Annotated in this window: 23 protein-coding genes; 14 read left to right on the top strand and 9 right to left on the bottom strand. The window is 65.4% G+C overall.

Annotated elements, in window-relative coordinates:
• Nucleotides 1-105 precede the first annotated feature (105 nt).
• Both EJ068_RS29425 and EJ068_RS29420 read right to left on the bottom strand, forming a co-directional pair.
• Nucleotides 106-1,344 carry an HlyD family secretion protein gene (locus EJ068_RS29425; RefSeq protein ID WP_348527599.1) on the bottom strand — a complete coding sequence of 413 codons (1,239 nt, stop codon included), beginning with the start codon at nucleotides 1,342-1,344 and terminating at the stop codon, nucleotides 106-108.
• Nucleotides 1,341-1,820, bottom strand: coding sequence for a MarR family transcriptional regulator (locus tag EJ068_RS29420; RefSeq protein WP_112130300.1), 480 nt, complete (start codon nucleotides 1,818-1,820; stop codon nucleotides 1,341-1,343). Before EJ068_RS29420 ends, EJ068_RS29425 begins: the two co-directional genes overlap by 4 nt.
• A 258-nt stretch (nucleotides 1,821-2,078) precedes the next feature.
• Here EJ068_RS29420 and EJ068_RS29415 point away from each other — a divergent pair, with 258 nt between their 5' ends.
• The 11 genes from EJ068_RS29415 to EJ068_RS29365 all read left to right on the top strand — a co-directional run bounded on the left by EJ068_RS29415 (nucleotide 2,079) and on the right by EJ068_RS29365 (nucleotide 14,859).
• Entirely contained in the window at nucleotides 2,079-2,687 is a 609-nt protein-coding gene (locus tag EJ068_RS29415; RefSeq protein WP_127251603.1) for a CDP-alcohol phosphatidyltransferase family protein, read from the top strand.
• Nucleotides 2,688-2,723: 36 nt separating this feature from the next.
• Nucleotides 2,724-4,511 carry a bifunctional alpha/beta hydrolase/class I SAM-dependent methyltransferase gene (locus EJ068_RS29410; protein ID WP_189439047.1) on the top strand — a complete coding sequence of 596 codons (1,788 nt, stop codon included), beginning with the start codon at nucleotides 2,724-2,726 and terminating at the stop codon, nucleotides 4,509-4,511.
• A gap of 12 nt (nucleotides 4,512-4,523) precedes the next feature.
• Nucleotides 4,524-5,861, top strand: a complete 1,338-nt coding sequence (locus EJ068_RS29405; protein WP_126083180.1) for a phosphatase PAP2/dual specificity phosphatase family protein — start codon at nucleotides 4,524-4,526, stop codon at nucleotides 5,859-5,861.
• Complete coding sequence (locus EJ068_RS29400) at nucleotides 5,858-6,301, top strand: hypothetical protein (RefSeq protein WP_126083181.1); 444 nt, start codon at nucleotides 5,858-5,860, stop codon at nucleotides 6,299-6,301. The genes EJ068_RS29405 and EJ068_RS29400 overlap by 4 nt, the downstream gene beginning before the upstream one ends.
• Nucleotides 6,298-6,957: a lysophospholipid acyltransferase family protein gene (locus EJ068_RS29395; RefSeq protein WP_126083182.1), complete on the top strand. Its 660-nt coding sequence runs from the start codon at nucleotides 6,298-6,300 to the stop codon at nucleotides 6,955-6,957. The genes EJ068_RS29400 and EJ068_RS29395 overlap by 4 nt, the downstream gene beginning before the upstream one ends.
• Complete coding sequence (locus EJ068_RS29390; RefSeq protein WP_127251607.1) at nucleotides 6,957-7,892, top strand: phosphatidate cytidylyltransferase; 936 nt, start codon at nucleotides 6,957-6,959, stop codon at nucleotides 7,890-7,892. The genes EJ068_RS29395 and EJ068_RS29390 overlap by 1 nt, the downstream gene beginning before the upstream one ends.
• Before the next feature lie 204 nt (nucleotides 7,893-8,096).
• Entirely contained in the window at nucleotides 8,097-9,236 is a 1,140-nt protein-coding gene (locus tag EJ068_RS29385) for an efflux RND transporter periplasmic adaptor subunit (RefSeq protein WP_245463277.1), read from the top strand.
• Nucleotides 9,237-9,238: 2 nt separating this feature from the next.
• Nucleotides 9,239-10,807: an FAD-dependent monooxygenase gene (locus EJ068_RS29380; protein ID WP_127251608.1), complete on the top strand. Its 1,569-nt coding sequence runs from the start codon at nucleotides 9,239-9,241 to the stop codon at nucleotides 10,805-10,807.
• Between the two features lie 112 nt (nucleotides 10,808-10,919).
• Nucleotides 10,920-14,015: an efflux RND transporter permease subunit gene (locus EJ068_RS29375; RefSeq protein WP_127251609.1), complete on the top strand. Its 3,096-nt coding sequence runs from the start codon at nucleotides 10,920-10,922 to the stop codon at nucleotides 14,013-14,015.
• A 68-nt stretch (nucleotides 14,016-14,083) separates the two neighbouring features.
• Nucleotides 14,084-14,497: a hypothetical protein gene (locus tag EJ068_RS29370; protein WP_189342029.1), complete on the top strand. Its 414-nt coding sequence runs from the start codon at nucleotides 14,084-14,086 to the stop codon at nucleotides 14,495-14,497.
• A gap of 29 nt (nucleotides 14,498-14,526) precedes the next feature.
• Entirely contained in the window at nucleotides 14,527-14,859 is a 333-nt protein-coding gene (locus tag EJ068_RS29365; protein WP_245463276.1) for a hypothetical protein, read from the top strand.
• Here the strand turns inward: EJ068_RS29365 and EJ068_RS29360 are convergent.
• The 5 genes from EJ068_RS29360 to EJ068_RS29340 form a co-directional block, all read right to left on the bottom strand.
• A complete protein-coding gene (locus tag EJ068_RS29360) occupies nucleotides 14,835-16,370 on the bottom strand; it encodes a winged helix-turn-helix domain-containing protein (protein WP_127251610.1) in 1,536 nt (511 codons plus the stop codon). The genes EJ068_RS29365 and EJ068_RS29360 overlap by 25 nt on opposite strands.
• A gap of 267 nt (nucleotides 16,371-16,637) precedes the next feature.
• Complete coding sequence (locus EJ068_RS29355; protein WP_127251611.1) at nucleotides 16,638-17,573, bottom strand: bifunctional helix-turn-helix transcriptional regulator/GNAT family N-acetyltransferase; 936 nt, start codon at nucleotides 17,571-17,573, stop codon at nucleotides 16,638-16,640.
• 179 nt (nucleotides 17,574-17,752) lie between these two features.
• Nucleotides 17,753-18,889 (bottom strand): alanine racemase, encoded by a 1,137-nt coding sequence (locus EJ068_RS29350; protein ID WP_189342143.1) that lies wholly within the window; start codon nucleotides 18,887-18,889, stop codon nucleotides 17,753-17,755.
• A complete protein-coding gene (locus tag EJ068_RS29345) occupies nucleotides 18,889-20,166 on the bottom strand; it encodes a D-arabinono-1,4-lactone oxidase (protein ID WP_127251613.1) in 1,278 nt (425 codons plus the stop codon). The genes EJ068_RS29350 and EJ068_RS29345 overlap by 1 nt, the downstream gene beginning before the upstream one ends.
• Nucleotides 20,167-20,181: 15 nt before the next feature.
• Nucleotides 20,182-21,366: an MFS transporter gene (locus EJ068_RS29340; protein ID WP_127251614.1), complete on the bottom strand. Its 1,185-nt coding sequence runs from the start codon at nucleotides 21,364-21,366 to the stop codon at nucleotides 20,182-20,184.
• Between the two features lie 121 nt (nucleotides 21,367-21,487).
• On the opposite strand from EJ068_RS29340, the gene EJ068_RS29335 reads away from it, so the two are divergent.
• Nucleotides 21,488-22,114: a TetR/AcrR family transcriptional regulator gene (locus EJ068_RS29335; protein WP_127251615.1), complete on the top strand. Its 627-nt coding sequence runs from the start codon at nucleotides 21,488-21,490 to the stop codon at nucleotides 22,112-22,114.
• Between the two features lie 47 nt (nucleotides 22,115-22,161).
• Here the strand turns inward: EJ068_RS29335 and EJ068_RS29330 are convergent, their stop codons facing one another.
• Nucleotides 22,162-23,061: a LysR family transcriptional regulator gene (locus EJ068_RS29330; protein ID WP_127251616.1), complete on the bottom strand. Its 900-nt coding sequence runs from the start codon at nucleotides 23,059-23,061 to the stop codon at nucleotides 22,162-22,164.
• 106 nt (nucleotides 23,062-23,167) lie between these two features.
• Here EJ068_RS29330 and EJ068_RS29325 point away from each other — a divergent pair, with 106 nt between their 5' ends.
• Entirely contained in the window at nucleotides 23,168-23,929 is a 762-nt protein-coding gene (locus EJ068_RS29325; RefSeq protein ID WP_127251617.1) for an SDR family oxidoreductase, read from the top strand.
• Between the two features lie 7 nt (nucleotides 23,930-23,936).
• Here the strand turns inward: EJ068_RS29325 and EJ068_RS29320 are convergent, their stop codons facing one another.
• Nucleotides 23,937-24,704, bottom strand: a complete 768-nt coding sequence (locus EJ068_RS29320; RefSeq protein WP_245463275.1) for a hypothetical protein — start codon at nucleotides 24,702-24,704, stop codon at nucleotides 23,937-23,939.
• 155 nt (nucleotides 24,705-24,859) lie between these two features.
• Here EJ068_RS29320 and EJ068_RS29315 point away from each other — a divergent pair, with 155 nt between their 5' ends.
• Nucleotides 24,860-25,660, top strand: a complete 801-nt coding sequence (locus tag EJ068_RS29315; protein WP_127251619.1) for a class I SAM-dependent methyltransferase — start codon at nucleotides 24,860-24,862, stop codon at nucleotides 25,658-25,660.
• Nucleotides 25,661-25,695: the final 35 nt, after the last annotated feature.

Raw genomic sequence — 25,695 nt, 5'->3', positions numbered from 1 at the left:
GGTTTTGATCGCGCCGCCAAGCGGCTGATCTTAAACGCTTATCCTTGTCACTCCTCCCATCAGACCAATCCCCTGCTCCGCCCCCGATTTACGGGGGGCGTATTGTCACTGCGCGTGCTCTCCTGCCGTGGCATGGCCGAAGATCGACGGCAGGCCGCGCGCCACGCCGGTGTCGACGGTGACGGTCGCGCTCATGCCGGTGCGCAGCGCCATCTTGGCATCAGGATCAGTCAGTTCCAGGCGCACGGGAATGCGCTGCGTGACCTTGACCCAGTTGCCGGTGGCGTTTTGCGCGGGCAGCAGCGAGAACTCCGCGCCCGTGCCGGCGCCGATCGCCGTGACGGTCGCCTCGAAGGTGCGGCCCGGATAGGTGTCGACGACGATCTCGGCCTTCTGGCCCGGCTTCATGTTGGTGAGCTGGGTCTCCTTGAAATTGGCGTCGATCCAGGTGTCGCCGGTCTCGACCAGCGCGAAGAGCGGCGTGCCGACGGAAACATACTGGCCAACCTTGAAGGAAGCCGCCTGGTAGATGACGCCGTCGGCCGGCGCCTTCACCGTCGTCTGCGCCAGGTCATAGGCCGCCTTGTCGCGCGCGGCCAAAGCGGCCATCACGGTCGGATGCTTGTCGGTCTCGATCTCGGGGTTGCCGCCGAGCGCCGCCTTGGCGCTGACGATGCCCTGCTGCGCGACGGCCAGCTGCTGCTTGGCCTTGTCAAGATCGTTGCGGGCCTGATCGAGCGAGGACTTGGCGTTGATGCCCTTCTGCGCGAGATCGGCGGCGCGGTCATATTGCGACTGCGCATAGTCGACCTCGCTCGAAGCGGACTTCTCCTGCGCCATCGCCTGGCTGTAGGCGGCGCGCAGCTGCTCGACATTGAGGCGCGCCGCGGCGACCGCCGCATCGGCCTGGGCGAGCGCGATCCTGTAAGGCTCGGGATCGATGACGAAGAGAAGGTCGCCCTGCTTGACCAGCTGGTTGTCGGCGATGCCGACCTGAACGATACGGCCGGCCGTGTCGGAGGCGACAGAAATCCTGGCCTGCTGCAGATTGGCGTTCTCGGTTTCCTGATAGCGGCCGCCCGTCACCCAGACATAGGAGCCGCCGGCAAGCAGCGCCAGCGGCAGCGCGACCATCAGCAGGAAGCGGCCGAGGCGGCGCTTCTTCTTCGGCGCGACCGGCGCCGGAGCCACGGCGACCGGGGCGGAAGCCGGCTGCGCCGGCGCTTCAGCGACCGGCTGTGCCGGCGCATTAGCGACCGGCTGTGCCGGCGCATTAGCGACCGGCTGTGCCGGCGCGTTCAGCTTGGTGACGTTGTCCTCTTCCCGCTTGGCTGCTGCGCTCATGCCGCTGCCCCTTCCCTGCTCTTGATCTTTTCGAGGGACGATGCCTCGCCGTCCGTCAGGTTCTGCACGATCGTGTCCAACACCCGGATCAGGATGCGTCGATCTTCAGGCGAAACGCCGGTCAGCGACTCCTCATAGACCTCGCCGGCAAGGCTTTTGACATCTGCATAGGCAGCGCTCGCCTTCTCGGTCGGGAAGATCATGCGCACGCGCCGATCGGTGGCGTCCTGGCGGCGCTCGATCCAGCCGCCTTCCTCCATGCGGTCGACGAGGCGCGAGACGCTGATCGGTTCGATTTCGAGAAGTTCGGCCAGCCGCGCCTGCGTGATGCCTTCTTCCTTGGCGACGCGCACCATCAGCCGCCATTGCGCGGAGGAAAGCCCCAACCCGCTGGCGCGCGCCTCGAAGCGCTTGCGCATCAGGCGCTGCACGTCGTGGATCAAAAATCCCAATCTGTCGATGCCATCCGAAACCATGAGCGATACATATAATAAGCGTGCTTATTATTCAAGGGGAAGCATTGCGCCAGAAGCCGGCAAGTCGTCATGGCAGGCATTTGGTGCATTCATGGTTAGCGGTTCTTGAACGGCTACCCGGGCCAAAGCTGCGGCTTGCGGCGATGCATTCACAGCGCGGCGTCAACCGTCTGAAAATTCACTGTGTTTTCTGTCACACGCTAGCGCCTCCATGCTTGCTCATGGTAAAGCTTCAGCGGTGGATCGGGGGATCACGCAATGCCGACGCTTTATGCGCTGAAGCCGGCCTTCCAGGATAGGTTGCGGCCGCTTGTCGGCCGGCTGGCGGCCATGGGGGTGACAGCCAACGGCATCACCCTGCTTGCAGCCGGCCTCTCAATTGCGGCCGGTCTGGCGATCGCGGCGGCGCCCGGTTCGCGCCTGCTTCTCCTACTCATCCCCCTAGCGCTGTTCGCGCGCATGGCGCTCAACGCCATGGACGGCATGCTGGCGCGGGAGCATGGCCAGGCCTCTACCCTGGGCATGTATCTGAACGAAATATGCGACGTCGTCTCCGACCTGGCGCTCATCCTGCCCTTCGCGGCCTTTCCGCAGTTCGGCGTCTGGGGTGTCGTCGCCTTCGCCATGGCGGCCATGCTCGCAGAATTCGCTGGCGTGCTCGGCATCCCCGCAGGCATCGGACGCAACTATGCCGGCCCGTTCGGCAAGAGCGACCGGGCGCTTGGGCTCGGCGTGGTCGCGGCCTTGTGCGCCTTCGGGCTGTGGCCCGCGACCATCGCGCCGTTTGTGTTTCCGGCCATGGCTACGCTGTCGCTGCTGACCGCCATAAACCGGATACGTGCCGGTCTTACTGGCAACACCGGCTAAGCATCGAGGCTCGCCATGCCGGACGAGGGGAACAGCATGCTTCACGAAGAGATCGCCGCCGCGCCGGCGGAAAGCCTTACGCGGCAGGCGCAGGAACGCAGCTTCCACAGCCATGACGGCACGGAGATTTTCTACCGTTTCTGGCCGGCCGCATCTGCCGAGGCCAAAGGCGCGGTCGTGCTTTTCCATCGCGGCCACGAGCATGGCGGCCGCATGGCGCATCTGGTCGATGAATTGCGAATGCCGCATTACGCCTTCTATGCCTGGGATGCGCGTGGCAATGGCCGCTCCGCCGGCGAGCGCGGCTATGCGCCGTCCTTCGCGGCGCTGGTGCGCGATATCGACTGTTTCATGCGCGAGATCGCCGCCAAGGACGGCTTTGGCGCACAGGACATGGCGCTCATCGCGCAATCCTTCGGCGCGGTGCTCGCCGCCGCCTGGATGCATGACTATGCGCCGAAACTGCGCGCCATGGTGCTTGCCTCGCCGGCATTCTCGGTCAAGCTCTATGTGCCCTTCGCCAAGGAAGGCATCGCGCTATGGCAGAGGATCAACGGGCGCTTCTTCGTCAATTCCTATGTCAAGGCGAGCCTGCTCACCCATGACCCGGTGCGCATCGCCTCCTTCGAGAACGATCCGCTGATCACGCGTCCGATCGCTTCCAATATCCTGGTCGAGCTCTACCAGCATGCGGCGCGCATCGTCTCCGACGCCCGCGCCATCACCGTGCCGACGCAGCTTCTTTTGTCCGGCAGCGATTGGGTGGTGCGGCACGGCCCGCAGCACGATTTCTTCGTCAATCTCGGCAGCCGCGTGAAGGAGCGGCATGTGCTGCCGGGCTTCTTCCACGATACGCTCGGCGAGCGCGACCGCGCCAAGGCGCTCGACCTGATCCGGCCGTTCATCGAAGGGCAATTTGCTTCGCCGGCCGAAGCCATCGACCTGAAGCAGGCGGACATCGCCGGCTACACGCGCGACGAGGCCGACAGGCTCGCCTCGCCGCTGGATCTTCTGTCGCCCAGGGGCCTCTATTGGGCCATGAGCCGCGCCTTCATCCGCATCGGCAGCTGGTTCTCGCGCGGCATGAAGATCGGCGTCGGCACCGGTTTCGATTCCGGCTCGACGCTGGACTATGTCTACGAGAACGAGGCGCGTGGCCTCGGGCCAATCGGCCGCATGGTCGACAGGACTTTTCTCGACGCCATCGGCTGGCGCGGCATCCGCCAGCGCAAGCTCAACCTCGAGGAGCTGATCGGTTCGGCGCTGGCAACGCTGAAGGCGGCCGGACGTCCAGGCCACATAATCGACATAGCCGCCGGGCACGGCCGCTACGTGCTCGACGCCGTCGGCAAGAGCGCCGAGCAGCCGGCCAGCGTGCGGCTGCAGGACTATTCCGACATCAATGTCGAACTCGGCCGCAAGCTGATCGCCGATCGGCAATTGCCGGCCGGCGTCTCGTTCCGGCGCGCCGACGCCTTTGACGACGCCGGGTTGGCCGCGCTGAACCCGGCGCCGGATCTTGCCATCGTCTCCGGCCTTTACGAGCTCTTCTCGGATAATGCGTTGATCGCCCGCTCGCTCGGCGGCTTAGCCCAGGCGATGCAGCCGGGCAGCTTGCTGATCTACACCAACCAGCCCTGGCACCCGCAGCTCGAGATGATCGCCCGCAGCCTGACTTCGCATCGCGGCGGCCAGGCCTGGGTCATGCGGCGGCGCACGCAAGCCGAGATGGACCAGCTGGTCGAAGCCGCCGGCTTCGAGAAGCTCGACCAGCGCATCGACCAATGGGGTATCTTCACCGTCTCGCTGGCAAGGCGGGTTTAGGACCGTCCACGCATGCCCGCCAGCGCCGAGCCCCCGCCACTTTCAGCCAGCGCAGCCGCCGAACCCTACGGACGTGTCGTCCTTCGGGCGGCGCTGTGGCTCGCCTTCCTCGCGCCGTTCTTCTATTCGACCTATGGCTTCGCCAACTGGCTGGCCTCGAAACGCAATCAAGTCGGCAGCATCGTGTTCTCGTGGGAACATCACGTTCCATTCCTTGCCTGGACGATCGTGCCCTATTGGTCGATCAACCTCTTCTACGCCCTGTCGCTGCTGCTCAACGACAGCCGGCAGGGCGTGAACCGGCTGGCTGGCCGCTACCTCACCGCGCAGGTCGTCGCCGTCTCCTGCTTCATCCTGTTTCCGCTGACCGCCACCTTTGTGCGGCCGGCGACGACCGGCCTGCCCGGCTTCATGTTTGCCGTGCTCGGCGGCTTCGACAAGCCGTTCAACCAGGCGCCGTCCCTGCATATCGCATTGCTGGCGATCATCTGGGATCATTGGCGCCAGCGCCTTTCGGGCCTCCTGCTCACGCTCTGGCACGTTTGGTGCTTCCTGATCGGCGCCTCGGTGCTGACAACCTGGCAGCACCATTTCATCGATATCCCGACCGGCGCGCTACTCGGCTTCTTCGCGCTGTGGCTGTTTCCGGCCCGGGGCGAGCTGCCCTTCGCCGGCTTCCGTCTGACTGCAGACGGCAAGGCGCGGCGGCTTTCGCTCTGCTACGCGCTGGGCGCCGCCCTGGCGCTCGCCGGTGCAGCCATCGGCGCCTTCTTCTCGGCGCTCGCGCTTATCCTTTTGTGGCCGGCACTTGCACTGGCCATCGTCGCTTTCGGCTATGCCGGAGCCGGGCCAAAAGTATTCCAGAAGACAGCGGACGGCCGCGTGTCGCTGGCAAGCCGCATCCTGCTCTGGCCATACCGGCTGGGCGCCAGGGTCAATGTCTGGGCCTGGACGCGCAGGCTACCGCCGGTGGTTGCCGTCATCGACGGTGTCTTTCTAGGGCGATTTCCCGACGCTGCCGAAGCACACGCCTTCGGCACGGTCATCGATCTTGCCGCCGAGCTGGAGCGGCCGCGTGACGCGCCGGGCCGCTGGATCGGCTTTCCCATGCTCGATCTTCTGCCGCCGCCCGCGGAGACGCTCGACGAGGCGGTGGCGGCAATCGAGCCGGCGCGCCGGCAGGGCACTGTGCTGGTCTGCTGCGCGCTCGGTTTTCAGCGCAGCGCCACAGTCGTCGCCCGCTGGCTGGTTGCCAGCGGCCGCTCGCACACTCCGGCGCAGGCGCGCAAGCAGCTCGCCGCTTCCGGCCGGCCGGTGCATCTTCAGCTCGGACTGGACGAGCCGGCATGAGCGACGACGCCTATCAGCGCAAGACGGCCGCCTTCGCCGCCATGCTGGTCAAGCAGGCGGCATGGCCGGCCGCGATCGTGATCGCCGGCGACAGCATCGCGCCGCTGGTCGCCTCGACGCGCGGCGCGTTCCAAGCGCCGCTTGCGGTGCTGGCGTTGCTCGTTGCGGCGGCGAGCGCGGTGGTGGTGCTCGGGTTCTCGGCGCTTCTCGTCTTCGATGCTCTGCTGTTCCGGCTGATGGCGACGCATGGCGACGAGATATCAGGAGGCGCCGCGGTCGACGACATGCTGGCGCGCATGCGGTTGAAGCCCGCCCCGGCCACGCCACGCCCGCTCGACGATCGCATCGCCGGAACACGCCGCCTGCTGGCCCGGCAGCGGATAGCCTTCGCGGTCTTCGTCGTCGCGTTCCTCACCGCCGGATTCTGGATGCCGAGATGAGCAAGCTTTCGCTGCGCACCTACACGCTGTTGCAGACCGTAACCTCGGTCGGCCTGTCGGCGATGGCATGGGCGGTCACCGGCGTGCGGCCGATCTGGAGCGGCAGCGAGCCATCCGACCGGCAGCGCATCTATTTCGCCAACCACACCAGCCACGGCGATTTCATCCTGCTCTCGGCCTGCCTCAGCGAGACGGAGCGTGCCAAGACGCACGCCATCGCCGCGGCCGAATATTGGGGCAAGTCGCGGCTTCGCCGCTTTATCGCGCAGGACATGTTGTCTTCCGTGCTGATCAGTCGGACCTGGACGAGCGAAGCGGAGCACCCGATCTCGATCATGCTCTCCGTGCTCGACCAGGGTCATTCGCTGATCATCTTCCCCGAAGGTACCCGCAACACCAGCGACGAGCTGCTGCCTTTTCGTTCCGGCCTCTACAATCTGTCGATGGCGCGGCCCGACGTCGAGCTGATCCCCTGCTGGATCGAGAACATGTCGCGCGTGCTGCCCAAGGGCCAGTTCCTGCCTGTGCCGCTGCTTTGCCGCGTCGTCTTCGGCGCGCCCGTCGTTGTGGGGCCGGGCGAAGAGCGGCGCGCCTTCCTCCAGCGCGCCCGCGCCGAGCTTCTGGCGCTCAATCCGCGCCCCGACCGAGACGATTGATGCGCCACGAAATCAGCATTCTCATCATCGGCCTTTTCGTGGTGCTGAGCACCGCCAGCGTCACCGCCGGTATCCTTTCGATGCGCGCGCCGAAGCCGCTCAGTTCGACACTGGTCAACCTCACGCAGCGCGTCAACGCCTGGTGGGTGATGGTGGCGCTGATGACGGTCGCCTTCTTCTTCGGCCGTTACGGCATGACCATCCTGTTCGCGCTGATCTCGTTCGCGGCGCTGCGTGAATTCGTGACGCTGACGCACAGCCGGCGCAGCGACCACTGGGTATTGCTCGGCATGTTCGGCATCGTCATCCCCTTCCAGTACTGGCTGGTGTGGACCGCCTGGTACGGCCTCTTCGTCATCTTCATTCCGGTCTACTGCTTCCTGCTGATGCCGGCGATCACGGCGCTGCACGGCGACACGGAACGGTTTCTGGAGCGGGTCTCGGCGCAGCAGTGGGCGATCATGATCTCGGTCTATTGCGTCAGCCATGTCCCTGCGTTGCTGACGCTCAACGTGCCGGGTTTCGAAGACCGCAACCTTCTGCTCATCGCCTTCCTGATCATCGTCGTGCAGGGCAGCGACGTCCTGCAATACATCTTCGGCAAGCTGTTCGGAAAACACCGCTTCTCGCCGAACGTCTCGCCGTCGAAAACCTGGGAGGGGCTGATCGGCGGGTTGGTCGCGTCGAGCCTGCTCGGGGCACTACTCTCCTTCATCACGCCCTTCTCGCCGCTGCAGGCCTCGGCCGTCGCCTTCGTCGCCTGCACGATGGGATTTCTCGGCGGCCTCGTCGCCTCGGCGATCAAGCGCGACCAGGGCGTCAAGGACTGGGGCCATCTGATCGAAGGCCATGGCGGCATGCTCGACCGCACTGACAGCCTGGTCTTCGCCGCGCCGATCTTCTTCCACATCGTACGCTATTTCTGGACGGTCTGAGCGCCGGCACCGGCGATCCCCCACGGCATCTCACCCAAACATCGGAAAATTTTCAGAAACCGTTCGGGATTTCGCGCCGTCGAAATTGCAAAACCTTCTGGCCGGCGCAAGACAGCCGAAACCCCGGTTTGCCTCACAGCCAGCACGATTTTCAGCCTGCCGCGTCCTCCCAAGCGCGGCCGCAATCTTGGGCATGGAGACAACATGATTGCCGCACTTTTTCGTAACAAGCCACTGATGCGCCGCCTCGTCGCCGGCTCGATCGCCGCTCTTGCCTGCAGCGCCGCCATGGTATGGCATGGCGCCAGCAGCGAAGCTTCGAACGTCGCGCCGGCCACGCCCGACACAAAGCTGGTCAAGGCAGTTTCGGTCTCGCCGGCCCCGGTTGCGGAAAACCGCGTCGCCATCGGCGAGATCGAGCCGCGGCTGGAGAGTGATCTCGGTTTTCGCATTTCCGGCAAGCTCATCCAGCGTAGCGCCGAGGTTGGCGCGACGGTGAAGAAGGGCGAGATTCTCGCCCGCATCGACGACCAGGATTATCGCAATCGGCTGGCCAGTGCCGAGGCCGATGTCGCAGCGGCCCAGGCCGTGCTGGTCGAAGCCAGCGCTGCCGAAGCGCGCATCAGCGCCCTGCTCGCCAAGGGTTTCACGACACGCGCCAATCACGACGCGACGCTGAAGAATCTGCGCTCGGCCGAGGCCAAGCTGAAATCAGCGAACATCGCCTTCGCGATGGCCAAGGACCAGCTCAGCTATACCGAGCTGCGTGCGGAGTTCGATGGCATCGTCACCGCCACCGGCGCAGAAGCCGGGCAGTCGGTCAATGTCGGGCAGATGGTGGTACGCCTTGCTGATCCGAGCAACCGCGACGCGGTGTTCTCGATCGCGGAAGCCGCCTTTGCCAGCGAAAGGGGCGGCCGAGAGATTCCCGCAGTCACCGTCTCGCTGCTCAGCAATCCTGCAATCTCGACGACCGGCACGGTTCGCGAAATCGCGCCGATGGCCGACGCTGCCACCCGCACCTTCCAGGTGAAGGTGTCGCTCGAGAACGCGCCGGATGAGATGCGCTTCGGCGCAAGTGTCGCCGGCCGCGTCGAGATTGCGGGTGCGCCAGTCGTGCAGCTGCCCGGCAGCGCGCTCTTCGACAAGGGTGGCCAGCCCGCCGTCTGGGTGGTGTCAGCCTCGTCGGCTGTCGAGCTCAAACCCGTCACGGTCGCCCGCTACGAGACCGATCGGGTGGTGGTCAGCGAGGGGCTCGCCAAGGGCGATCTGGTCGTCACCGCCGGCGTAAACCGGCTGCGGGAACACGAAAAAGTCCGTATCGTTGAGGGAGAAGGAAAATGACCATGTCCAAGACGAAGGTCCTTATCGCCGGCGCCGGCCCGACCGGCCTCACGCTGGCGCTCTGGCTCACCAGGCTTGGCGTTCCCGTGCGCGTCTTCGACAAGGCCACCGCTCCGGGGGAGACCTCGCGGGCGCTCGCCGTCCAGGCGCGCACGCTGGAGTTCCACCGCCAGATCGGCATCGTCGATGACGTGCTCGAAGCCGGCCTGAAGATCGAGCAGCTCACTGTGCACACGCCGGCCGGCGTCGCTGCAAGGCTGCCGCTGGCCGATTTCGGCCGCCGCATCAGCCCTTATTCCTTCGCCTTCGCGCTGCCGCAGGACATCCACGAACGCGTGCTGATCAAGCATCTGGAGCGCGCCGGCGTCGAGGTCGAACGCGGCACCGAGCTGGTCGCGTTCCAAGACAAGGGCCATGCGGTCATCGCGACGCTGAGCAAAGAAGGCCAGACGGAGACCGTCGTCGCCGACTACCTCGCCGGTTGCGACGGCGCCCACAGCGCCGTGCGGCATGGGCTCAATATCGGCTTCCCCGGCGGCGCCTATGAACAGTCCTTCTATGTCGCCGACGTGAAAGGCCGGGGCGACATCACGCGCAATGGCATGGACACGACCATCAGCACTTACGGTTTCGCCATCGTCATGCCGGTGAGGCAGTCGGGCTCGATCCGGCTGATCGGTATCGTGCCGAAGGCGCATGAGGCGGACGAGACGATCAGCTTCGAGGCGATCCGCGCCGACGTCGAGCGCGACACTGGCGTGACCGTCGACGAGGTCAACTGGTTCTCGACCTACCGGGTCCATCACCGCGTCGCCGAGAATTTTCGCGTTGGCCGGGTGTTCCTCTGCGGCGATGCCGGCCACATCCATAGTCCGGCCGGCGGCCAGGGCATGAACACCGGCATGGGTGACGCGGTGAACCTTGCCTGGAAGCTCGCCGCCGTGGTGCAGGGCCGAGCCGATCGGCGCCTGCTCGACAGCTACGAGCCGGAGCGTATCGCCTTCGCCCACAGGCTGATCGAGAGCACGGACCAGGCCTTCCGCATCGCCACCAGCCGCTCGCGGCTCGTCGGCCTGTTCCGGCGCTATCTGATGCCGAAGATCCTGAACATCGCGCTGCAGACGTCATATGGTTCGCGCGCCTTCTTCGGCGTCATCTCGCAGGCGGCGATCCAGTACCGCGCCGGCCCGATCAGTTCGGGCACAGCTGGCAAGATCAGCGGCGGCGACCGCCTGCCCTATGTGCCGATGCCAGGTAGCGACAATTTCGAGCCGCTGCGCTCGCTCGACTGGCAGGTGCATGTCTATGGCGAGGCCAATGCCGAGTTCCGGGCCATGCTGGCATCGACCGGCGTTCCGGTGCACGCCTTCGCCTGGTCTGAAGCAGCGGCGAAAGCCGGCCTGCAGCGCGACGCCGCCTATCTGGTGAGGCCGGACGGGCATGTTGCACTTGCATCGCCGCTGCAGGAGGCCGCCAGCTTCCAGCGCTATCTCACCGGTCTCGCCATCAAGCCGAGGACAGCGGAGCGTGCGCCCTACCGCGTGCCGGGCACCATGCACAGCCTGGCCTGAACAGTGCCCGCCAAACAGCGGGCGCTGACCGAAACCCAGTCTTCACTTGTTTCGCCAGCCGGCAGAAGCCGGCGGAACGCGCCTTCGCGCGCGCTGAGAGAGGGATTTTGTCATGAGCAGCTTCAATCTTTCCGAATGGGCGCTGCGCCACCGCAGCTTCATCGTCTACCTGATGATCGCGGCAGCCCTTGCCGGCCTTTACGCCTATCGCGGTCTCGGCCGCGAGGAGGACCCGCCCTTCACCATCAAGACCATGGTGGTGAAGACGATGTGGCCGGGCGCCAGCACCAGCGACACAGTCGAGCAGATCACCGACCGCGTCGAGAAGAAGCTCGAGGAGCTGCCCGATCTCGACTACGTCAAGAGCTACACCAAGCCCGGCGAATCCGTCGTCTTCGTCAACCTGAAGGATACCGTCGCCGGCGACCAGGTGCAGCCGCCCTGGTACCAGGTGCGCAAGAAGCTCAACGACATCAAGCCGACGCTGCCATCCGGCGTGCAGGGCCCGTTCTTCAACGACGAGTTCGGGGACACCTATTCGCTGATCTACGCGCTCACCTCCGACAGTCTCAGCCATCGCGAGCTGAAGGACATGGCGACCAGCCTGCGTGCCGGGCTGCTCACCGTGAAGGACGTCGCCAAGGTCGACCTGATCGGCCAGCAGGATGAGAAGATCTATCTCGAATTCTCGACGCAGAAGGTGGCGGCGCTCGGTCTCGACGTCGGCACGCTGACGCAGGCGCTGCAAGCGCAGAACGCGCTGACGCCGAGCGGCACGGTCGATGCCGGCCCAGAGCGCATTGCCATCCGCGTGTCCGGCTCCTTCACCTCGGAAGAGAGCCTAAAGGCGATCAACTTCTACGCCAACGGCCATTACTTCCGGCTGGGTGACGTCGCCGAGGTCAAGCGCGCCTATTCCGACCCGCCGCAGCCGATGTTCCGCTTCAACGGCAAGCCCGCAGTCGGTATCGCTGTGTCGATGACGGCCGGCGGCGACGCGCTGGCGCTGGGCGAAAACGTCAAGGAGAAGATGCACGAGATGGAGGCCGAGCTGCCGCTTGGCGCCGAGCTTGGCATGGTCGCCGACCAGTCGCACGTGGTCGAAGAATCCGTCGGCGAGTTCACCAAGAGCCTCGGCGAAGCGATCGCCATCGTGCTTGCCGTGTCGCTCTTAGCGCTCGGCTGGCGTCCGGGTGTCGTTGTGGCCGTCGCCATCCCGCTGGTGCTGGCAATCACCTTCGTCACGATGGAGTATTTCGGCATCTCCTTGCAGCGCATCTCGCTCGGTGCGCTGATCATCGCGCTCGGCCTCCTGGTCGACGACGCCATGATTGCGGTCGAGATGATGATCGCCCGTATGGAGGAAGGCTACGACAAGATCTCGGCCGCGACCTACGCTTATACCTCGACCGCCTTTCCGATGCTGACCGGTACGGTGGTGACGATCGCCGGCTTCGTGCCGGTGGGCTTCGCCAAGAGCGGCGCGGGCGAATACTGCTTCTCGCTGTTCGCGGTCGTCGCCATCGCGCTCGTCGTGTCCTGGGTAGTGGCGGTGCTGTTCACGCCGCTGACCGGCGTCTTCCTGCTGCCCGATCGCATCAAGGGCCATGGCGGCAGCCATCAGCCATCGCGCATCGCCCGCGGCTTCCAGGCGTTGCTTGAAGCCGCGATGCGGGCGAAGTGGCTGGTGTTGTCGGCGACCGCGGGCCTGTTCGCGCTCGCGGTCGTGGCCATGGGCTTTGTCGGCCAGGAGTTCTTCCCGAAGTCGGATCGGCCCGAGGTGATGCTCGACCTCACCTTGCCCCGCACCGCTTCGATTAAGGCGACGGACGCAGTCGTTGAGCGCGTCGAAAAGCTGCTCGCTTCCGATCCCGGCATCGACCATTGGAGCTTCTATGTCGGCCAGGGCGCAGTGCGTTTCTACCTGCCGCTCGACGCGCAGCTTGCCAATGACTTCTTCGCCCAGGCCGTGGTCGTCACCAAGGGCCACGCCGTGCGCCAGGCGGTGATCGACCGGCTGGAGCGCGAGCTGTCGACCGGTTTCGACGACGTCATGGCCCGCGTCACGCCGCTGGAGTTGGGGCCGCCCGTCGGCTGGCCGCTGAAGTTCCGCGTCTCGGGTCCGGACCCGGACAAGACACGCAGCCTTGCGCAGCAGTTTGCGCAGGTGCTGGGCAGCGACGCCGCGGTGCGCAATATCAACTACGACTGGAACGAGCCGGCCAAGGTCATCAAGGTCGAGGTCGATCAGGACCGGGCGCGCGCTCTGGGCATCTCCTCGCAGCAGCTGTCGGAGACGATCAACGCGATCCTGTCCGGCTCGAAGATCACCCAGATGCGCGACCATACCTATCTCGTCGACATCGTCGCCCGCGCCGTGGATTCGGAACGCGCCAGCATCGACACGCTGCGCGGCCTGACGATCAGCGCGTCGGGCGGACGGCGCGTGCCGCTCGAGCAGGTGGCGAAGCTCAGCTACCAGACCGAGCCGCCGCTGATCTGGCGCCGTGGCCGCCTGCCGACCGTGACGGTGCAGGCCGACGTCGCGCCCGGCGAGAACGCCACCGTCGTCTCGAAGCGGCTGCAGAAGGCGATCGCTGGATTCAAGGCGGAGCTGCCGGTGCGCTACAGCGTCGAACAGGGCGGCGTGATCGAGGACAGCGCCAAGGCGCAGGCCAGCATTTTCGTGGTCTTTCCGCTGATGCTGTTCATCATGGCGACGGTGCTGATGATCCAGCTGATGAGTTTTCAGCGCCTCGTGCTGGTGCTGCTCACCGCGCCGCTCGCCATCATCGGCGTTGCTGGCGCCCTGCTCCTGTCAGGTGCTCCGATGGGCTTCGTCGCCATCCTCGGCGTGATGTCACTGATCGGCATGGTGATCCGCAACTCGGTCATCCTAATCGCACAGATCGACCAGCACATTGCCGCCGGCGAAGAGCCCTGGGCCGCGGTGATCAGCGCCACCACGCATCGGCTGCGGCCGATCCTGCTTACGGCGGCGGCCGCCATCCTCGGCATGATCCCGATCGCGCCGACGGTGTTCTGGGGACCGATGGCTTACGCCGTGATGGGCGGACTAATGGTGGCGACCGTGCTGACGCTGGTCTTCCTGCCGACGCTCTACGTCACCTGGTTCGGCATCAAGGCGCCGACGGCGACGGCGGCAGCAGCCGAGCCCGCCAACCAACCGCAGGCCGTAGCGGCTTGAGCCGGCAACGCAACCCGACAGATCACGGCGCACCGCCGTGATCACTCCCAACCCCGAAAGGAACGATCATGTCCCTCTTCCACGGAAATCTGCTTGTTCGCTTCAACGCCGGCTTCCTGATGCTGGCCTCGGCCGGCGGGCTTTTCACCGATATCGCCGGCTCCTTCTTCGGGCGGGGCCCGGAAGCGATCCTGCTAGGCGATGCGCCAGGCACCGGCATCGGCTTCATCGAGGCGCACGGGCTTGCACTGATCATCGGCGTGACGCTCTGGCGCATCGCCTACTCCCGCAATTGGCACGCCTTCCTGGCTGCCGTGCATGTGCTGCTCGGAACGGCAAATCTCCTGTTCTGGCAGTTCTTCATCGCCGCCGATGTGCTCGTCGTCGGCTACGTCACAACCGCGGCGCACTTTCTGTTCGCGGTTGCTCACCTGGCGGCGCTGGCGGGCTCGGCCCGGCTTGCCGCTCAGTCCTCCCACTAGACTTCACCTCAACATCTGGAGAAACCAACATGCCCATGCAATCGCTCAAGAAATACCGCGCGGCCGCGGCCCTGCTCGCCCTCGCTACCACCGCCGTCGAGATCGTCGGCACCTCGGCGCCGACACTGTCGCTCGTCAGCGCTGCCGAGGCCCGCATCGGAGCGCCCTGGACGCCACGCAGCGCAGCCGGTGTTGCCCGCCGCACCGCCACGTGGCGCGTGCTGCGGCACACCACGGCCTGGGTCGCGACCCTGCCTGCCGGCTGCGTGCGCACCAAGGTCAACGGCTTCGACGTCTGGCGCTGCAGCGGCACCTACTACCGGCTCTATCAGGGCCGCTATATCGTGGTGGTCGTCGATTGAGGCGGCTCGGGAATAGTCACGCCGAGGGCAAGTCTGACGCCTTCGGCGAGATGCTCGGCATCGGCGCGGCTCTCGAAGGGCACCCCTCGCAGCGCATAGTCGAGCGGCGAAAACAGAGCGCCCTCCTCGATGAGGGCGATTTGCCGCCGCGCCTTCTCCATCTCGCCCATCTGGGCATAGCAGGCGGCGAGCCGCGTGCGAATCCAGGGCGTCGGGCGCGTCGCCAGCTCCAGCGCGTCGGCCGCCTGCCGGTATTCCCCCATCATGTAGAGCGCCAAGGCGCGGTCGAACTGATACCAGTGCGGATGCAAAGGATCGATGCGAATGCCGCGTGCCAGCCAGGTCAGCGCTTCCAGTGGCCGGCCGCGCATGGTCAGCAACATGCCCATCTGCTCGATGCTGTCGGCATCGTAGGGATTGAGTTGCAGCGCGATGCGCATGTGATGCTCGGCCGCCTCGTGATCACGCATATAGAGACGGATCAGCGACTGCACGCGGTGTCCTGTCGGCTGGTCCGGCGACAGCGCCAGGCCCTTGTCGGCAAGGTCGCGCGCATTTTCCAGAACCGAGTCGCTGGCGCGACCGAACTCGCCATCCAGTGCCCGCACAAGACCAAGATACGTGTAGGCGAGGCCGTAGTTCGGGTCCTTAGCGATCGCGGCCTCAAATAGGGCTTCGGCGCTGCGCTGGTCGGTCTGGGCGGGATCGCGCAGCATCGCAAAGCCGCGCAGCAGAAGCTCATAGGCGGCTAGGCTGGTGACCGGCTTGCGCGACGCCTGCTCCAGTCCGGCATTGGCGACACGCGTGACCAGCCGGCTGACGATTTGCTCGACGATCTCGCGCTCGATTGCGAAGAGGCCGTCGCCCTGTGATTGGAAACGGTCGCCCCAGAGTTGGCTGGCGGTGGCTATGCCGACGAGGCTGACGGCAACCACGACATGCTCGCCCTGGCGGCGCAGCGACCCTTCGACCAGGTAGTCGGCGCCGATGCGGGCGCGGATCTGCGGCCACTCGGCGCGGCCGAAGGAAGCAAAGGAGAAGCTGGAGTTCCGCGCCAGCACCGTGACCGTGCCGAAGCGCGCGATGCCGTTTATCAAGTCCTCAGCGAATCCGTCGACCATCGCCTCATCGGCCGGATCGCCACTCTCGTTGCGGAAGCGCACCACGGCAACGATCGGCTGGGTGGTGATCTCGGGCGCTGCCTCAGCCTCCGCGGCCAGCATATAGCCGCGCTTAGAGACGGTGCGAACCATGTCGTCGCCCAGCACCTTGCGGATTTCGCGCACAGACTGGGTGAGCGAATCCTCGGTGACATGAACGTCGGGCCAGACGACATCCATCAATTCCGACTTCGGCACGACGCGACCCATGTTGCGGGCGAGATGCGAAAGCAGCGCATATGCTTTCGGGCGCAGGAACAGCGGCTCGTTCACGCCGCGCAGCGTGCCCATGGCGAGATCGAGCGTGAAACCGCCAAACCGGAACACCTGATCGGCCGTCGCCGTCGTCATCGGGCCACCTTCCCGCCTATCCGCATTGCCGCTTCGATCCCACCTCGCAGCGGCATGCCCGGTGCTCATTATTGCCCAGTGCGCAATTTCGATCAAACTGCCTGTCGGCGCCGCCGCTACAGTAGCGCGCCAAATGCGAGGAGCCGACGCGCCGGAATTCGAACGCTACGGCTCGAATCGATGGACATACTGGCAATGGCGGGTTGGAGATCCGGGTGCCGATCAACAATTGAGACCCTTCTCCCGATGCTGCGGGAGAAGGGAGAACTACAGCTCCAAATCCCAGGTCTGGCCGACGAGATCCTTGCCGAAGGAATGATGGCGCTCCTCGTCGACCAGCTGGAAACCCGCGGCCTGGTAGATGCGGCGAGCCGAGCCCAGTATGTCGTTGGTCCAAAGCGTCAGCGTCTTGTAGCCCTTGGCGCGGGCGAAGGCGATGCACTCGTCGACCAGGCGCCGGCCGATGCCCAGGCCGCGCGCCGACGGCTCGACATAGAGCAGCCTCAGCTTCGCCACCTCGGACGACTTGCGCACGACGAAGACCGAGCCGACCACCTCGCCTTCGCGCTCGGCGATCCAGGCGCGCTCCCACTTTGGATCGAATTTCTTGACGAACTCAGCGAGGATCTCGGCGACCAGCGCCTCATAGGTTCCGTCCCAGCCATACTCCTCGGTGTAGAGCATGCCCTGACGGCGCGTGACCCAGCCGATGTCGCCGACCTGCAGCGGCCGCAGGATGTAAGGCACCTTGGGTTCGGGCCCTTCCCCGAGCAGGTCCTGGACGGTGCGCATGGCGTTGACCAGCCGCTCCTGGTCGACCGGCGGCAAGCGGTCGAGCAGCGCGCGCACCTGGTCATGCGAATCCTGGTTGAGCGGCGCGAAGGCCTGCCTCCCCGCCGGCGTCAGCGCGATCGATGATCGGCGCGCGTCCGCCTCGCTGGCTTCGCGCTCGACCAGGCCACGCTCCTCGAATTTCTTCAAGAGGCGGCTGACATAGCCCGGGTCGAGGCCGAGGTCGCGCACCAGATCGCTGGCGACCAGCCCGTCGCGATGAGCAAGCTCATAGAGCACCCGCGCCTCGGTCAGCGAGAACGGGCTCTTCAGGAGGCCCTCGTCGAGCAGGCCGATCTGGCGGGTGTAGAAGCGATTGAAGGCGCGCACCGTATCGATGCGCTCCTTGCCGGGGTGGTCGTGGATGGTCATGGGAAGTCCTCCTGCTCTCGACAGGATCAACCATTTAGTTGACTGAGTCAATAAATTGGCTGCAGCGGGATGCCTCACAACTTTGTCATTCCACGGTGGAGCAAGGTGCGAAGCGACGCGTGCAAACCATAAATGACGAGAGCGCGGAGGGCGGCCTCGCCGCGAGGCGCTGAAACGCCTCACCCCGTCGGCAGCACCGGCCAGAACTCGCCGATCCGCCCGCCGGCAAAAACCGCGATCGCCCCGAAATGCTGCAGTACCGCCTCGCTCTGCGTCGGCCGCAGGAAGGCGTAGTCGCCGGGCTTCACATCGGCGCCTGCCGGCAGGCCCATGAACTGCTGATTGGACGATAACCCGATCAGGCCGTTCGGCTTCATGCCTTCAGGGAACACCGGTTCGGCCATCCACTTGCCGCCATAGAGATAGCAGCCCTTCTTCGGGAAGAGGCCGAGCGCCTGCAGCGCCCTGGAAACCGACGGCGGACCGGGCAGCATCGGGTCGAGGGCCTTGAGGATCGGCGTCGCGACAAAGGCCGCCGGCTGGAGGCCGTCAAGGCCAGGGGTGTCGAAGTCGCTCGGCAGCACGAAGGCCGAGCCGATCGACACTTCGTTGGCGACGCCGCCGCCATGCAGCAGCGCGGTCTTCGAGCCGCCGATATTCAGGATGCGGCGCCGGTCCGGATCGAGCGCGGCGGCGAACTCCGCCGCCCTGGCCGAAGCCTGCTTCAGCGCCCTGGCCGCACCGCCGAAGAGGCCCGGTATCTCCGGCGCATGCGCTTCATAGGCCATGATGCCTTCGCAATGCAGGCGCTCCGGCACCGTCAGCGCCTTGATCTCGGCGGGACTTGAAAAACCGCCGCGATGCAGGCCGACATCGACCTCGAAGGCGAAGCGCAGTTCGGTGTCGAGCGCGGCGGCCAAGGCGCCGTAGTCGGCCAGCCGCTCCGGTGTGTCAATCAGCCAGCAGACGCGTGACCACCAGCCGGCGCCGCCTCTTGTCAGCGCGGCCCTGGCAGCGCCGACCGGCATCGGCTTGCCGTAGAGCAGGTCGCCCTCGGGAAAGCCGTCGAGAACGGCCTGCGTCACCGGCGGATGGAAGGTCATGAAGCGATTGGTTTCGAGGGCTCGCGCGATATGCGACAGCAGCGGCATGCAAGGCAGCGACTTGTCGACCAGCCGAACGGCAAGGCCGGGCGCCAGCCGCTCCTTCATCAGCGCGATGTTGCCGTCCAGCCGGTCGCGGTCGAGCACCAGGCAGGGCCGGAAGATCTCGGCTGCCTTCAACGCCTCGGACAGGGCAGCGAAATAGGCGCTCATCATTCGATGGCGAACAGGCCGGCCATATAGGGCGACACGAAACGGTTGTCGGGATCGATGTCGCGGCGCACGGCAAGCGCGTCGTCCCAACGCGGATAAAGCTTCTTGAAATCCGCAGCCTTCAGGCTGTGCATCTTGCCCCAATGCGGCCTGCCGCCATATTTGCGGAAGATGGGCTCGGCGGCGCGCATGAAGGGCAGCGGGTCATTCGCCGCGTCATGGTGGATGGCGATCGAGCAGGTCAGTCGCTTGTGGAAGGGCGAAAGCCAGAATTCGTCCGGCGCCACCGAACGCACCTCCATCGGGAAATAGACTTCCGGAAAGTGCTTCTCCGTCAGCGCGATGATCTCGGCCAACGCCTTGGGGCCTTCCTCGAATGGCAGGTGGTATTCCATCTCGTTGAATTTGGTTCGACGGTCGCTGACATAGACGTTGAGCCAGTCTTGCACATAATCCTCGGAGGGCACCTTCTTCACCGCGCCCTTGATCAGCGCGCGGCGCAGCGATGGCAGCCGGCGCAGCACGGTGCGCAGCTTGCGCAATGTCGCCAGACCCCCCTCGTCGTCCTCGGTCGGCCGCTGCGTCGGCTCGGCATCGCTCAGGTCGCTGGCAATGAACTGCGCATAGCCGGAAAACGGGATGTAGTAGAATTCGGCCGAACGATGCGCGGCCATCATCTTTTCGAAATCGCGCAGCATGTCGCCAATCGGCAGCACCCATTTGCGGCGTCGCAGGCGGTAGGCCGCTATGTTGTTCATCGTCACTTCGGTGAGGATGCCGAAGGCGCCAAGCGCGACACCGGTGGCGTGGATCATGTCCGGGTCGTCGGCCCGGCTGTATTCGCGCAGCTTGCCCCGCCCATCGACGAGCTGCACCGCCTCGACCTGCGTGTGATAGGCGCCCAGTGTCGGGCCGGAGCCATGCGTTGCCGTGCCCAGCGCGCCGCCGATCGCCTGCTTGTCGATGTCGCCCATGTTGGGCAGGCCCTGGCCGATGCCTTGCAGGATGTGCATCAGGGCGCCGAGCCGCGTGCCCGCCCCCACCCGCGCCCTGTCGGCCGCCGGTTCGTGCGAGACCAGCCCTTCGATCTTCTCAAGCGAGACGATGGTGCCGTCGGATTGCACCAGCGGCGTGAAGGAGTGGCCGGCGCCGGCGACGCGCAGCGGACCGGGCGCCGAGCGCACCAGCTCGGCCAGCTCGCCGGCGTCGGCCGGCGTCGCGATCGATTTCGGGGAAGCCGTGACGAAACCAGACCAGTTGCTCCAGGCGTTTGCCATTTTAACTCTCCCCGCTCAGGCCCGACAGTGCCGCCGGGCGACCAGCACGAAGACGCCGAGCAGCAGCACGCTGGCCAAAGCAGTCGCCGCGGCGAATTCGGGCACCGGGCGGAAATTGCCGGCATCAATCAAAAGCGAGGCGGCGATCGGGCCGATGGCGAGACCGAAGAGCTGCGCGGCCGGAACCAGAAGCACTGCCGTTCGCGTCTCGTCGGCGGTGATTGCCATGCGGATCTGATAGGGCACGATAAAGAGCAGGATGAAGCCCATCACCAGCGCAACCGCCCAGAAGACCGAAAGACCCGGGCCGGACGCAAGCAGGACAGAGCTGATCGCCGCGACGATCCCGATGATCGTGATGGCAAAACGATAGTCGATGCGCGCTTCGAAGACCGTCGCGGTCATGGCGCCGATCACCTGCGCGGCGAGGCTTGCCGACACCATCAGGCCGACGGTGCGGCCGTCGATGCCGAACTGCGCGCCGATGGGCTCCAGAAAAGCCCAGACGGCGCCGAAGAACATGAAATAGCAGAAGATCGAGAGCAGCGCGGTGATCGCCGGCACTTTCGCCACATTGCCGAACTGCTCTTCCTTGGGCAGATCGGCATAATCGTCCGGCACGATCCAGGCGACGACCAGTGACAAGAGGCAGACGATGCCGAGCACGATGAAGCCGCCGGCCGAGCCGGCGGCAGGCACGGCATAGAGCGCCAGGATCAGCGCCAGCGCGCATTGCGCCAAAGTCTGCAGCGTGACGAAATAGCCGCCGATGCGCTCTGCCCGGCGCGAGCGGGCGATCAATTCGGTGGCGACAGCGACCAGCCCGCCCTCCGCAACGCCAGCCAGTATGCGCGCGTCGATCAGCCCATTGGGGCTGCCGGCATAAGCGGTCCAGAAATTGGCGAGCGCGAGCAGGACGAGCAGCGCCGCGCTCTTCCAGCGCATGTTCCTGGCAGGCAGCAACATGGCCACGATCGCCGACCCGATGCCTATCGCGATCATCTCGGCGGTGGCGACCAGCGCCAGCTCGTCGCCGGTGACGTGGCCTTCGGTATAGAGGGCGCCGAGCAGAACCGGCTGCAGCCCAAGGATGAGCAGGCCGACCGAGCCGATCCACAGCGCCGAGGCAAGCTGCGATCCCGTCGGATTGCCGACAAGCCAATCGCCCTCTTCCGCTTGCGCGGCTTGCGATGCAGTCACGAGATGCCTCCCTTGCAGCCCGGTCGAAAAACTGACAAGTTGTCAGCATTTAATGAAACTGATACTTGATCATGTTTCTTGTCAACCGCGAATTCGCACTTTTCCGGGAAAGATGCGGGCCATGACGGATGCAAAGCGAACGGCGACGGAACCCAGGCGCAGGCCAAAGCAGGAGCGCAGCCGCGAGCGCATCGACGCGATCCTCGCCACAACCATGCGGCTGATCGGCGAAAAGGGCATCGACGCGGTGACGATGAAGGAGGTGGGCGCGCTGGCCGGCGGACCGATCGCGACCGTCTATCACTACTTTCCGTCGAAGTCGGCGATCCTGGCGATGCTCTACGAGCGCTTTTCCGAGGAAAACCGGGCACGCTTCGGCGCGATCATCGCCGAGATAAGCGAGCCGGGCGACGTGACGGCGGCGGCCGATCGCATGCTCGATGACTATTATGCCCGTGTCGCGGCGGACCCGGCGATCCAGGACCTGCAGAACGCCATCCAGGCCGACAAGGCGCTGCAGCATCTCGACATTGCCGAGACGAGACACCAGGCGAAGATATTCTGCGACCATGTCGCGCCCATGCTTCAAGCGGATCAGCGCGAGGCGTTCGGGCGGGTCGTGTTCCTGATCTTCCAGCTTGCCGGCGGCGTCGTGCGGCTGGCGCTGACGCAGGACGAGGCAGAAGGCCGGCGCACGATCGACGACTATCGCTCGATCATCCACACGCAGTTGCGGCTGTTTTTGTAGCCGTCGTCATACTCGGGGGCGCCGTCCCCTCGCCGCACTTGCCTGCCTCAGGCCTCCTCCAGCTTCGGCCCCAGAATCTCCACCAGCCAATCGACAAACACCCTCACCCGAGGCGAAAGCTGGCGGCTGGGCGGATAGAGCACCGAGATCGGCGTCGGCGTCGGGGGATTGTCGGGAAGCACCTCGACCAGCCGGCCGGCCTCGATGTCGTCGGCGTAGCGGAGTTTTGGCGCCTGGAACAGCCCGAAGCCTAGCCGGACCAGCGCGGCACTTGTGTCTGAATTGGCGACTGTGACTCGCGACGGCAGGACCACTTCACGAACCTTGCCGTCGGCCATGAATTCCAGCGGCATCACTTGCCTCGTGCGCGACGACACGAAACCGATCATCATATGGCCGGCAAGATCGTCCAACGTGCGCGGCACACCGTGGCGTTCGAGATAGGCGGGACTCGCGACGGTAATCTCGCGCGCGATGCCGAGACGCCGCACGATCATGTCGCTGTCGGGAAGTACGCCCGCCCGGATCACGCAGTCGACGCCTTCACGCACCAGATCGACGAGGCGGTCCCCCTCGCCGATATGCACCGACAGGCCCGGATATCTGGCAAGCAGTGCCGGCAGTTCCGGCAAGAGGAACGTGCGCGCCATGTGGCCATTGACGTCGACGCTGAGGCGCCCGCGCACGTCATGGGCGCCGAAGCCGCCTTCGGCGTCTTCGATGTCGGCGAGGATGCCAATACAGCGCTGGTAATAGGCCTCGCCATCGGGCGTCGGGGTGACATGGCGCGTGGTGCGGCGGAACAATTGCACACCAAGCCGCTTCTCCAACTGCTTGATTGCGGCGGTTGCGCTGGAGCGCGGGAGGCCGAGATCGGCGGCTGCCGCGGTGAAACTGCGCCGCTCCACGACGCGGGTGAAGAGTCGCATGCTGTCAAAACGATCCATGGCAGATTGTTCGCACAGGCTGAATAGTGTTGGCAATCCACGCCCGATTATATCGCCTGCATGGGCGGGTATATGCATCTCCATCCGAAGAGAAGGAGATTTCGCCATGACCACCCGTCCCATTGCCCTCATCACCGGCGCCAGCCGCGGTCTCGGCCGCAACACAGCGCTGAACCTCGCCCGCAAAGGCGTCGACGTCGTCCTCACCTATCGCTCGCGCGCCGATGAGGCGAAGGCGGCCGTCGCCGAGATCGAAGCGGCCGGCGGCCGGGCCGCGGCCCTGGAGCTCGACACCGGCGCCGTCGCCAGCTTCCCGGCTTTCGTCGAGACATTAAAGAAGACGCTGCGCGAGACCTGGCAGCGCGATCGCTTCAATTATCTCGTCAACAATGCCGGTACCGGGCTGCGCAAGCCGATCGCCGACACGACGCAAGAGGAATTCGACATGCTGATGAACATCCATCTCAAGGGCGTGTTCTTCCTCACCCAGGCGCTGCTGCCGCTGATCAACGACAGCGGCCGCATCATCAACGTGTCGAGCGGGCTGGCGCGCTTCTCGGTGCCGGGCTCGTCCGCCTATGCGATGATGAAAGGCGGCGTCGAGGTGTTCACCCGCTACCTCGCCAAGGAGCTTGCCGGACGCCGCATCACCGCCAACACCGTGGCGCCCGGCGCGATCGCGACCGACTTCAACGGCGGCCATGTGCGCGACGACGCCGAGATCAACCGCGTCGTGGCCGGGATGACCGCGCTGGGCCGCGCCGGCGTCGCCGAGGATGTCGGGCCGATGATCGCCTCGCTGCTCTCCGACGACAATCGCTGGGTCAACGCCCAGCGGATCGAAGTATCGGGCGGCATGAATATCTGAGGTTCGCCTAAGTTACCTGGCGGATCAGTCCTTCGAAGCCGTCGGCGAGATTTGAATTGCCGGCGGCGAGGAAGGCGGACAGGTTGCGGACGCGGCCGGGCGTCTTGTTGGCGTCAAGCAGAAGGGCCTTGCCTTCATGCATGACGAAATCGAATTTGCCGTAGTCGAAGCCGAGATCGCGCCGTAGCGCGCGAAGCTCGTCGGGAACCGGAACCGGCTCTCGTCGGATCGTATCTTCGCCTTTGACCAGGTTCTGCGGCGAGACATGCCGGGTACAACGCTCGCGTTCTCCGCAAAACAGCCAGAAGCGGGCGCCAAAGCCGTCAGGCTCGGGCTCGGGAACAAACTTTTCCACCACGAGATCCTTGCGGTCGAACACCGCCGGGGGAACTTCCGCAAGCGAGCCGTGGATGCGGTAGCGATCGAGCAGCCTGGCATCAGGAAACGGCTCCGGCCTGCCGGCGCGCCGCGATCGCCGATTGAGCGTCTGCTCCCGCGTTCCCAGATTGTTGAGGCTGCTTTTGACGATGACTGGGCCTCGCCAGCCGTGATCCCTGTCGATCACCGCGCCGCTGACGCGACGCTTCGAGATATCGGCGGCGCCGATGTTGAGGCAGAAGGGATAAGTGCGCGCGTATTCGACATATTCGGGTGGCGTCACGGTCGCGTCGACATGGAGTATCGCGATATCCGCCTGCGGCCTGGCCGAAGTGCCCGCAACAATGCGCACGGAATGTCCTCGGCGCTTCAACTCCTCCAGGAGATCGAAGAGCATGTAGGGACTGTCGCGACGCAGCAACGGCCCGCGACGGCGTTCAAACGCGTCAAACTCATGCGTGATAACCGCAATACGTGCCATCCGCCCCCCGGCTTGGTTTCTTAAGCGTCCTCGATTATGCGTTCTAATACAATCGTACGGGCGGGTTTGTGATGACAGAGCATTGGAATACAATTCGCAGGCATTGGCAGTTGCTGGGGTCGCCGCTCAGGCCGCCGCCGGAAGTCGTCGAGGCCTATAACCGCGAACTCGACCTCGCTCGATCGCACGTCGTGATGTTCGGCGTGACGCCGGAGCTCGCCGGGCTTGGCGCCAGGATGACGGCGGTCGACGAGTCGGCCGACATGATCGCCGGCATCTGGCCGGGCGATACCGAAAGGCGCAAGGCGGTACGCGGCGACTGGTTCGATCCGCCGATGTCTGACGCAAGCGTCGATGCGCTGATCGGCGACGGATGCCTCACTGTCATCGGCGGGGCGGATGCGAGGCAAGCGCTGTTTTCAGCCATCGCGCGCGTTCTGAAAGCAGACGGGCGCGCCGGCATCAGGCTGTACGCTTCCCCCGAGACACGCGACGATCCGCGGGATGTCCGCGCCCTGGCGTTGGCCGGCGGCGTCTCGACCTTTCACGACCTCAAATGGCGGGTGGCCATGACCGCGAACGCCGGCGCGCCGGACTACGTCATACCGGTGACGGGAATTCTCGAGCAATTCGAAGCGATGTTTCCCGACCGCGACGAACTTTCGACAAGCACGGGGTGGGAGTTGCCGGTGATCGGCACCGTCGACGTCTACCGGAACTCATCCGTCATCTACAATTTTGCGCCGGTAAGCGCGCTTGTCGAGGAAGCCAAAGTATTTTTCGACGACGTCGACGTCGCGTCGACCGGCACATACGGGCTCGCCGAACGCTGCCCGCTGCTGGTGCTGCGAGCGCCGAAGCGCCGGGACTGACGGGTGGGATTGCTCGTCGGTGTCCCGCGACAGCA

Origin of the sequence: Mesorhizobium sp. M2A.F.Ca.ET.043.02.1.1, from assembly GCF_003952405.1 — a bacterium.
Taxonomy (GTDB): domain Bacteria; phylum Pseudomonadota; class Alphaproteobacteria; order Rhizobiales; family Rhizobiaceae; genus Mesorhizobium.
The sequence above is the reverse complement of the archived record's forward strand: the minus strand, read 5'-3'. Positions and strand labels throughout refer to the sequence as shown.